The sequence below is a fragment of the Streptomyces torulosus genome (assembly GCF_001419765.1).
GTDB lineage: Bacteria > Actinomycetota > Actinomycetes > Streptomycetales > Streptomycetaceae > Streptomyces > Streptomyces torulosus.
The window spans coordinates 1-9,531 of the sequence record NZ_LIRK01000049.1 but is presented as its reverse complement, the minus strand read 5'-3'; the positions used below and the strand labels follow the sequence as shown (position 1 = coordinate 9,531).

Below are 9,531 nucleotides of genomic sequence, written 5' to 3'. Positions count from 1 at the left end.
GACCGCCGCGGGCCGCCCCCGCGCCGGTCCGGTCGCCGCCGCCGTGCCCGGCTCCGGGTGCCCGGCCGCCCCCACCGTGTTCGACTCGGCCGCCGCCGAGCCCGGTATGTGCCCCTCGGGCATGTGCCCCTCCCTGTCTGTTCGGTCCGCCACCTATGCTCTCAGCTCGTACGACATGGGCGGGGTCACCACCGCGCCCCGGGGCCCGAGGACAGGGGTGGCGATGGCGCAGGACGGACGGGTGCGGTGGGGGATTCTGGCGACCGGAGGGATCGCCGCGAGCTTCACGGCCGATCTCGTCGATCTGCCGGACGCCGAGGTCGTGGCGGTCGCGTCACGCAGCGAGCAGTCCGCGAAGGCGTTCGCCGAACGGTTCGGGATACCGCGGGCGTACGGCGAGTGGCGCGCGCTCGCCGAGGACGAGGACGTCGACGTGGTGTACGTCGCCACGCCTCACTCGGCGCACCGGGTCGCCGCCGGGATGTGCCTGGAGGCGGGCCGGGGCGTGCTGTGCGAGAAGCCGTTCACGCTGAACGTGCGGGAGGCCGAGGAGCTGGTCGCGCTGGCGCGGGGGCGCGGGCGGTTCCTGATGGAGGCCATGTGGATGTACTGCAATCCGCTGGTCCGGCGGCTCGCGGAGATGGTGCGGGACGGTGCGATCGGTGACGTGCGGACCGTGCAGGCGGACTTCGGGCTGGCGGGGCCGTTCCCGCCGTCGCACCGGCTGCGGGACCCGGCGCAGGGCGGGGGCGCGCTGCTGGACCTCGGGGTGTACCCGGTCTCGTTCGCGCAGCTGCTGCTCGGGGAGCCCTCGGACGTCACGGGGAGAGCGGTGCTCTCGGACGAGGGCGTCGATCTCCAGACCGGAGCACTGCTCTCCTGGGAGAGCGGTGCCATCGCTTCGGTGCACTGCTCCATCGTCGGCGGTACGGCCACCTCGGCGTCGGTCACCGGCTCGCAGGGCCGTATCGACATCCCGAACGGCTTCTTCTTCCCGGACCACTTCGTGCTGCACCGCGACGGCCGTGAGCCGCAGACCTTCGCCGCGGCCCCGGCCGACGGCCCCCGCAACAGCTTCCGGCACGAGGCCACCGAGGTGATGCGGGCCCTGCGCACGGGGGAAACCGAGTCCCCGCTGGTCCCGCTGGACGGCACCCTCGCCGTGATGCGGACGCTCGACGCGATCCGGGAACGCGTCGGCGTCCGCTACCCCGGCGAGGACGGCCGGCGAGACGGCGATCTGGTGGCTACACCGGCGTGAGGCCGGGGTTGCCCGCCTCCATCGCGAACGAGGCGACCGTGGTGAGGCCCGCGTCCGGCGTGGTCACGTACGGCAGGGCGTGGAAGTCGGCGCGGGCCTGCGTCCTGCCGAGGGAGACCGTCAGATAGCCGCGGCGGCCGTTGTAGAACCGCATGTGCGGGTTGGCGGTCATGTAGGTGTCCCAGTTGGCGGGCTTGTCGGAGCCGTTGCCGCCGCTGCTGACGGAGGTGGCGACGAGTTCCGCGCCGACGGTGCGCGAGGAGCGGTCGTCGAAGTCGCGCTTGATGTCGAAGGCGTAGCCGACATGGACGTCGCCGGTGAGGACCATCAGGTTCTCGATGCCGGCGTCCTCCGCTCCGGCGAGGACGCGTTCGCGGGAGGCCCGGTAGCCGTCCCAGGAGTCCATCGAGACCTTGTAGTTCTCGCCGACGGCGTTGCGGCGCTGGGAGAAGGTGACCTGCTGGGGGACGACGTTCCAGATCGCGTCGGAGTCGGCCCAGCCGTCCAGCAGCCACTGCTCCTGCTCGTCGCCCGTGATGGAGCGCGCCGGGTCGGCGGACTCCGGGCCGGGTATCTGCCAGCCGTCGCCCTGGGCCTGGTTGTCGCGGTACTGGCGGGTGTCGAGGATGTCGAACTGGGCGAGGCGGCCCCAGGAGAAGCGGCGGTAGAGCCGCATGTCGGGGCCGTCGGGCCGCTGTCGGCGGCGCAGCGGCTGGTTCTCCCAGTAGGCGCGGTAGGCGGCGGCGCGGCGCAGCAGGAACTCCTCGGGCGGGCTGTCGTGCTCGTCGTTGTCGCCGGCGTAGTTGTTCTCGGTCTCGTGGTCGTCCCAGGTGACGACGAAGGGGTGCGCGCGGTGGGCGGCCTGGAGGTCGGGGTCGGTCTTGTAGAGGGCGTACCGCAGCCGGTAGTCCTCCAGGGTGACGGTCTCGTGGTTGAAGTGGGCGGGCAGGACGCGGTCGGTGTAGTTGCGGGCGCCGCCGGCGGCGTTCACGGCGTACTCGTAGAGGTAGTCCCCGAGGTGGAGGACGACATCGATGTCCTCGTTCGCGAGGTGCCGGTAGGCGGTGTAGTAGCCCTGGTCGTACCGCTGGCAGGAGACGGCCGCGAAGGAGAGTCCCGAGGCGCCGGACAGATGGCCGCGTCCGGGGGCGGTGCGGGTGCGGCCGGTGTCGCTGATCCAGGAGCCGGCGCGGAAGCGGTAGTAGTACTCGCGGCCGGGGTCGAGGTAGCGGACCTCGACGTGGACGGTGTGGTGGAACTCGGGGTGGGCGATGGTGGCACCGCGTCTGACGACGCGTCGGAAGTCCTCGTCGCGGGCGATCTCCCAGCGGACGACGACGCGTTCGACGGGCAGACCTCCGTCGGGCTCGTACGGCTTGGGGGCGAGCCGGGTCCACAGGAGCACGGAGGTGGGCAGCGGGTCGCCGGAGGCCACGCCGAGGGTGAAGGGGTTCTCGGTGATGTGGCGCGGGTCCAGTTCGGCGGCGGCCGCGGCGCCCGCCGTGGGGAGGTTGGTGGCGAGGGCCAGCGCGGCGGCGGCGCCGGTGAGGGTGAGAAAGCGACGACGGTCGAAGTGGCGTGCGGCGGCACGCAGTTCCGGTGAGTGGGACGAGTGCGGCTGGGTCGCCCTGTGGGCTGCGTGGGTCATCTGGCCTTCTCCTGAAGGTAGTTGTCCATGTGCATTGGAGTGGCCAGGTTCGACGATCTTCTGTCCCGTACACAACAGCCAGGTGGCGGACGCATGAGTTCCATATGTCCGGCCCTCTCCTGCCCGGTCCGCCGCGCCGTCTCCCCTACGCTGCGAGCCCATGAGGACCGAGGGAACGAAGATCGCGATCGTGACGGGTGCGGGCTCCGGTATCGGGCGTGCCGTGGCCCTGGAGCTGCTCGGCGCCGGGTGGTCGGTGGCGCTCGCGGGGCGGCGGGAGGAGAGGCTCGTCGAGACGGCGGGCGGGGCGCGGGAGGCCCTGTGCGTCCCCACGGACGTGTCACGGCCGGAGGAGGTGGCGACCCTCTACTCCGCCGTGCGGGAGCGGTTCGGGCGGCTGGACCTGCTGTTCAACAACGCGGGGACGTTCGGGCCGGGCGGGGTGCCGGTGGAGGAGCTGGACTACGCGGCCTGGCGGCATGTGGTGGACACCAACCTCAACGGTGCATTCCTGTGCGCGCAGGCGGCGTACCGGCAGATGAAGGAGCAGGACCCGCAGGGCGGCCGGATCATCAACAACGGCTCCATCTCGGCGCACACGCCCCGTCCGCACTCGGTGGCCTACACGGCGACCAAGCACGCGCTGACGGGCCTGACCAAGTCGCTGTCGCTCGACGGCCGGCCGTACGGCATCGCGGTCGGGCAGATCGACATCGGCAACGCGGCGACCGACATGACCGAGCGGATGAGCCGCGGGGTTCCGCAGGCGAACGGGCAGCTCATGGCCGAACCCGTGATGGATGTCGCCGATGTGGCCCGCACCGTGCGGCACATGGCGGAGCTGCCGCTGGAGGCGAATGTGCAGTTCGCGACGGTGATGGCGACGACGATGCCGTACGTGGGGCGCGGCTGAGCCCTGCCGGGCCACTGGTCCAGGACTCAACCTGCACAAACGGAAGCTGCCACTCCGGGCCATTCGAGCACGTGGGAGTCATATGCTCATCACTCCTCCACCGGAGCTTCACATCTCGGCTTCACAGTTGGAGGAGACGGCTTCCATCACCACACCGAGGGGGGATGGGGCAGCCGTCCCGCGCTCCGGAAGGGGGCGGACCTCGCGTGGGACCGCGAGGTGTGCACCGGGGCACGGGACGGCTGCCCCGCCATACCGCCCTCCCGCCGCGGGCGACTCCCGGCCCCGGCCTCGGGCCCCGGCATCGGGCCCCGGCCCCGGCTCTCCGTCTCGGCGCCGGAAACCCGCCGACCGCCGCCTGTACGGGCGGCTCAGCGCCCCAGGACCCGGTCGACCTCGGCCAGTTGGTCCGCGGTGAGCGGCCCCTTGGCGAGGGCACCGGCGTTCTCCTCGGCCTGGGCGACCGAGCGGAAGCCGGGGATGGGCACGGTTCGCGGGCTGCGGGCCCAGATCCAGGCGAGGGCGCCCTGCGCGAGCGTCCGGCCCTCGCTGGTGAGGATCTCCCGCAGCGCCTCGACCCGGCCGAGCCACTCGGGGTCCGCCCCGCTGTCCGCGGTGAAGCCCGGCAGCCAGGCGGGCGGGGTGCTGCGGATGTCACCGGCCGCCAGGGAGCGCCCCGGTGTGTGCTTGCCGGTGAGCAGGCCCATGGCGAGGGGGCTGCGGTTGACGCTCGCCAGGTTCGACTCCTCGCACAGGGCGAGGAGTTCGGGAGCGTCCTGGAGGATGTTCAGCCGGTGCTGGACGGCCGTGCAGTGCGCGCCCTTCGCGAACACGGCGGCCCGGTCGGGGTCGTCGGTGCTCCACGCGTACGCCCGGATCAGGCCCTCGCGAACGAACTCCTCGCACAGGTCGCGGAGTTCGGCCGCCCGCTCGGGGTCGGCGTCGGACAGGTGGAGCTGGTACAGGTCGACGTGGTCCGTGCCGAGGCGGTCGAGGGAGGCGGTGAGGGCGCGGCGGGCGTGGGCCGGGGCGTCGTCCTGGCCGGTGAGGGTGCGGGTGCGCTCGTCGAAGACGTTGCCCCACTTGGTGGCCACGACGACGTCCCCGCGGCGCCGGCCGAGAGCGCGGCCGAGGACGCGTTCGCTGTGGCCGGCCCCGTACACGTCGGCCGTGTCGAAGAAGGTGACGCCGAGGTCCAGGGCCCGGCGCACGGCCCGTACGGACTCCTCGTCGTCGACCCTGCCCCAGCCGAGCGGCTGCCCGTCGGCGGACTGCCACTCGCCGCCGATGGCCCAGCAGCCGAAGCCGAGTGCGCTGACCTGGATGCCGCTGCGGCCGAGGGACCTCGTGTACGTGTTCGTCTCCATGCCCGAGGACGGTAGGAGTTGGAGCGCACGCGAAGGCAAGCCATCGCGGGAAAAGTCCGGCGGGGTCAGGCCTGGCCGGTCTCGAAGTGGGAGATCCTGCCGTCGTCCGAGACCGTGAAACGCCAGGCGGTGCGCATCTCGCCCCAGGTGTCGTTGCGGTAGTTGGCGACCAGGGAGCGGCCGCCGTCGGACTCGCGCTGGACCTCCATGTGGCCGTGGGAGGAGAAGATCTCCCGGTCGGTCCAGTCCGCGAGGTCGCGGTCGGAGCCGTCGTCCGACATGGTCGCGTCGTCGGCGAGGAGGGCCATGAAGGCGTCGCGGTCCTGCGCGTTCACGGCGTTGACGAAGGCGCGGACGGTCGGATCACTGAGTCTGGCGGGTGCGATCGTCATGCCGGTCAGCCTCACACCGCCGATACGCGCCCGCCACCGGAGGCGCCCGGCGGAGTGGCCGCGGTGGGACCGGCGTCGGCGACGGCGCGTTCCGGGCCCGCCACTCGAACGGCCGCGCGGGCGGCCCCGAGGCGTGTCATCGGTGCGACGGTGGATACGCGGGAGGGGAAACCGTCCGATCGCCACCGTCCGTTCCGGGAGTCACCGTGACCACATTCGACCGACGTGATCTGGGCCTGCTGCTCCTCCGCCTGGGCACGGGCGGGGTCCTCGCCGCGCACGGGACGCAGAAGCTGTTCGGCTGGTTCGGCGGGCACGGCATCGAGGGGACCGGCGCCTTCATGGAGTCGGTGGGGTACGCGCCGGGCAAGGCGAGCGCCACCGCCTCGGGGCTGGCCGAGACGGGTGGCGGCACCCTGCTCGCCCTCGGTCTCGCGACCCCCGCCGCCGGTGCCGCCGCGGCCGGCGCGATGGCGGGCGCCGCCGCCGTCCACACCCCCAACGGCTTCTTCAACGCGAGCGGCGGCTACGAGTACGCCGCCACCCTGGGCCTGGCCGCCGCGGGACTCGCGATCGCCGGTCCCGGCAGGCTCTCCCTCGACCACGCGTTCCGCCATGTCGTCGACCGGGGCTGGATGGTGCCGTCGGCGCTCGCGTTCACGGCCGCCACCACGGCGCTGGTGATCGGGGCCCGGACCAAGCGGGTGCGGCGGCAGAAGGAGGGCGAGCAGGAGCCGTTGTTCGAGGAGTGACCTCCCCGCTCGGTACGGGCGTGACAAGCTGCGCCCATGAGCGAGCGGAGCGACGCCCCCGGCGACCCCCGGCAGTCCAGCGACGCCCCCGGCGACCCCTGGCCGTCCGTGGAACTGCTGTACTCCTGGCTGGAGTCGAGCCGTGTGCACGACGGCCGTGAGCTGTTGCTGCTGCGGCTGCTGAAGCTCCAGGAGGAGGTCGGCGAGGTCGCCGAGGCGGTGATCGGTGTCACCGGGTCCAACCCGCGCAAGGGCACCACCCACACCTGGGACGACGTGCGGGCCGAGCTGTGCGATGTGATCATCACGGCGATGGTGGCGCTGCGCACCCTCGCCCCGGACGCCCGCGCGGTCCTCGCCGCCCATCTGGCCGGGGTCGCGGAACGCTCCCTGGACGCCCGCCGTGGCTGACGACGCGTTCTGGATCGCCGCCCTCACGGCCGGTACCGCCGTGGTCGCGAGCTGGGTGACGAGCCGGGGCACGGCACGGGCCGCCCGGATCCAGGCGGACACCACCACGAGCGCCCAGCGGGTGGAGCGGCTCAGGGAGGCGCGGCGGGCGGCGTACGCGGACTTCATCGAGCAGGCGCAGCGACTGAGCGACGTGCACTGGAAGGTGTCGGACGTCGTCCGCGCCACCGACGGCGGGCTCGGGCCCCGGCAGGTGGAGGAGCTGCGGGCGTTGCGGGACCGGCAGCGGGAGGAGTACGCGGCGCTGCGGCACCGTACGTGGATCGTGTCGCTGGAGGGCCCGGACGAGGTCGCGGAGCTCGCCAACGCCGTACGGCGGTCGACGAACCCGTTCTACAAGGCGATGGAAGCGATGATCGAGGGCGACGCGGACGCGGTCGCCCGTTTCGACGCCTGCTACCGGCCGTTCTGGCAGGCCCTGAAGGACTTCATCAAGGCGTCGCGCGACACCCTGCACGCCATGTGAGAGCGGCGCGGGCTCCGCACGCTCATACCGGGGGGTGACCCGGCGACCGGGTCGTACTGCGATTCGAGTACCCGGGATTGTCGGCAGCCGCACGACGACCCGGAGGGCCTCGGAACGGGAGTCTGTGCGGGTACCCCAGACATCTGACGTGGAGACCTGCGCCCCATGGCAACCTTCCTCTATCGGCTGGGCCGGCTGGCCTTCCGTAAACGCTGGTACGTCACCCTCGTGTGGGTGGCGGTCCTCGGTGCCGTCGGTTTCGGCGCCGTCAAGGCCCCCGGAGCCTCCGACGAGGAGTTCTCCATGCCGGGCATCGAGTCCCAGAAGGCGTTCGACCTGCTGGAGGAGCGCTTCCCCGGCATGACCGCCGACGGCGCCACCGCCCGGGTCGTGTTCGTCGCGCCGGGCGGCGAGAAGGTCACCGCCGCCGGGAACAAGAAGGCGATCGAGGAGACCGTGGCCGACCTGGCCGACGGCTCGCAGGTCGCGAACGCCGTCGACCCGTTCCGGGCGCGGGCCGTCAGCCAGGACGGCTCGACGGCGTACGCGACCGTCACCTACAAGGTCGGGGCCAACGAACTCTCCGACGCCAGCAGGACCCACCTGGAGAACGCCCTGCACCAGGCCCAGGACGCCGGGCTGACCGTCGAGGCGGGCGGCGACGCGGTCTCCGAGCAGGGCGGCGCGGGCGGTGCGGCCGAGGTGATCGGCGTCGCCATCGCCGCCGTCGTCCTGCTGGTGACCTTCGGCTCGCTCGCCGCGGCCGGCCTGCCGCTGCTGACCGCGCTGGTCGGCGTCGGTATCAGCATGGCCACCATCCTCGCCCTGTCCGACGCGCTGGGCCTGTCCACCACCACCGGCACCCTCGCGATGATGCTGGGCCTCGCGGTCGGCATCGACTACGCCCTGTTCGTCGTCTCCCGCTACCGCGAGGAGCGCGCCAAGGGCCGTACGCCCGAGGAGGCGACCGCCCTCGCCACCGGCACCGCCGGATCGGCGGTCGTGTTCGCCGGGCTCACCGTCGTCATCGCGCTGGCCGGACTGGCCGTGGTCGGCATCCCGATGCTGACGAAGATGGGTCTGGCCGCCGCCGGAGCGGTCGGCGTCGCCGTGCTGATCGCGCTGACCCTGGTCCCGGCCGTCCTCGGGTTCTGGCCGAACGCGGTGCTGGCCCGCAAAGCCCGCAAGAGCGGCCGACTGGAGGAGAGCGGCGACAACGGCGGCACGCGCTGGTCCCGGTTCGTGCTGCGCCGGCCCGTGCCCGTCCTGCTCCTCGGCGTCATAGGTCTCGGCGCGCTCGCCGTACCGATGGCCGACCTCCAGCTGGGCATGCCCGGCGACGAGGCCAAGCCGACCTCCACCACCGAGCGCCGCGCCTACGACGCGCTCGCCGAAGGCTTCGGGCCCGGCTTCAACGGGCCGCTGACGATCGTCGTGGACGCCCGGGGTGCCGGCGACGCCAAGGGCGCCGCCGAGACCGTCGCGAAGGACATCGGCGCCACCGAGGGCATCGTGTCCGTCTCCCCCGCACGGTTCAACGAGGCAGGCGACACCGCCGTCTTCTCCGCCGTGCCCGCCACCGCGCCGACCGACGAGAAGACCAAGGACCTGGTGACGGTCATCCGGGACGAGCGGCCCGGCATCGAGTCGAGGACGGGCGCGACCTACGAGGTCACCGGCACCACCGCCCTGAACATCGACATCTCCGACAAGGTGCAGTCGGCGCTGGTCCCCTATCTGCTGGTCGTGGTCGGCCTCGCCGTCCTGCTGCTGCTCGTCGTCTTCCGCTCGCTGCTCGTCCCGGTGAAGGCCGCCCTCGGCTTCCTGCTGTCGGTGCTCGCCTCCCTCGGCGTGGTCGTCCTGGTCTTCCAGCAGGGCCACGGCGCGGAGCTGCTCGGCGTGGAGCAGACCGGTCCGATCATGAGCCTGATGCCGATCTTCCTGGTGGGCATCGTCTTCGGTCTCGCCATGGACTACGAGGTGTTCCTCGTCTCCCGGATGCGGGAGGCGTACGTCCACGGGGACCGGCCCGACGAGGCGATCACCAGCGGGTTCCGGCACAGCGCCCGGGTGGTCGTGGCGGCTGCCCTGATCATGATCGCGGTGTTCGCCGGGTTCATCGGCGAGAGCGACTCCATGATCAAGATGATCGGCTTCGGGCTGGCCTCGGCGGTCCTGTTCGACGCGTTCGTCGTGCGGATGGCGATCGTGCCGGCCGTGCTCGCGCTGCTCGGCGACCGGGCCTGGTGGCTGCCGAAGTG

10 protein-coding genes are annotated in these 9,531 nt (G+C 72.4%); 6 read left to right on the top strand and 4 right to left on the bottom strand.

Annotated elements, in window-relative coordinates:
• Nucleotides 1-223: 223 nt before the first annotated feature.
• Nucleotides 224-1,261 (top strand): Gfo/Idh/MocA family protein, encoded by a 1,038-nt coding sequence (locus AOK23_RS04800; RefSeq protein ID WP_055711491.1) that lies wholly within the window; start codon nucleotides 224-226, stop codon nucleotides 1,259-1,261.
• Here the strand turns inward: AOK23_RS04800 and AOK23_RS04795 are convergent.
• Complete coding sequence (locus AOK23_RS04795) at nucleotides 1,248-2,909, bottom strand: alkaline phosphatase D family protein (RefSeq protein WP_055711490.1); 1,662 nt, start codon at nucleotides 2,907-2,909, stop codon at nucleotides 1,248-1,250. The two genes, AOK23_RS04800 and AOK23_RS04795, sit on opposite strands and share 14 nt — an antisense overlap.
• Before the next feature lie 160 nt (nucleotides 2,910-3,069).
• Between AOK23_RS04795 and AOK23_RS04790 the strand changes: the two genes are divergently transcribed.
• Nucleotides 3,070-3,822 (top strand): SDR family oxidoreductase, encoded by a 753-nt coding sequence (locus AOK23_RS04790; protein ID WP_055711489.1) that lies wholly within the window; start codon nucleotides 3,070-3,072, stop codon nucleotides 3,820-3,822.
• A gap of 371 nt (nucleotides 3,823-4,193) precedes the next feature.
• Here AOK23_RS04790 and AOK23_RS04785 read toward each other — a convergent pair whose 3' ends face one another.
• From AOK23_RS04785 to AOK23_RS51345, 3 genes are all read right to left on the bottom strand, one after another.
• Nucleotides 4,194-5,189, bottom strand: a complete 996-nt coding sequence (locus tag AOK23_RS04785) for an aldo/keto reductase (RefSeq protein ID WP_055711488.1) — start codon at nucleotides 5,187-5,189, stop codon at nucleotides 4,194-4,196.
• A 65-nt stretch (nucleotides 5,190-5,254) separates the two neighbouring features.
• Entirely contained in the window at nucleotides 5,255-5,581 is a 327-nt protein-coding gene (locus tag AOK23_RS04780) for a nuclear transport factor 2-like protein (RefSeq protein ID WP_055711492.1), read from the bottom strand.
• Between the two features lie 11 nt (nucleotides 5,582-5,592).
• Nucleotides 5,593-5,721, bottom strand: coding sequence for a hypothetical protein (locus tag AOK23_RS51345; protein ID WP_276205713.1), 129 nt, complete (start codon nucleotides 5,719-5,721; stop codon nucleotides 5,593-5,595).
• Between the two features lie 66 nt (nucleotides 5,722-5,787).
• Between AOK23_RS51345 and AOK23_RS04775 the strand changes: the two genes are divergently transcribed.
• The 4 genes from AOK23_RS04775 to AOK23_RS04760 form a co-directional block, all read left to right on the top strand.
• Nucleotides 5,788-6,333, top strand: coding sequence for a DoxX family membrane protein (locus AOK23_RS04775; protein WP_055711487.1), 546 nt, complete (start codon nucleotides 5,788-5,790; stop codon nucleotides 6,331-6,333).
• 36 nt (nucleotides 6,334-6,369) lie between these two features.
• Nucleotides 6,370-6,744: a MazG-like family protein gene (locus AOK23_RS04770; RefSeq protein WP_055711486.1), complete on the top strand. Its 375-nt coding sequence runs from the start codon at nucleotides 6,370-6,372 to the stop codon at nucleotides 6,742-6,744.
• Entirely contained in the window at nucleotides 6,737-7,270 is a 534-nt protein-coding gene (locus AOK23_RS04765; RefSeq protein WP_055711485.1) for a hypothetical protein, read from the top strand. The genes AOK23_RS04770 and AOK23_RS04765 overlap by 8 nt, the downstream gene beginning before the upstream one ends.
• A gap of 165 nt (nucleotides 7,271-7,435) precedes the next feature.
• A partial coding sequence (locus tag AOK23_RS04760) for an MMPL family transporter (protein WP_055711484.1) occupies nucleotides 7,436-9,531 on the top strand: 2,096 nt, incomplete at its 3' end.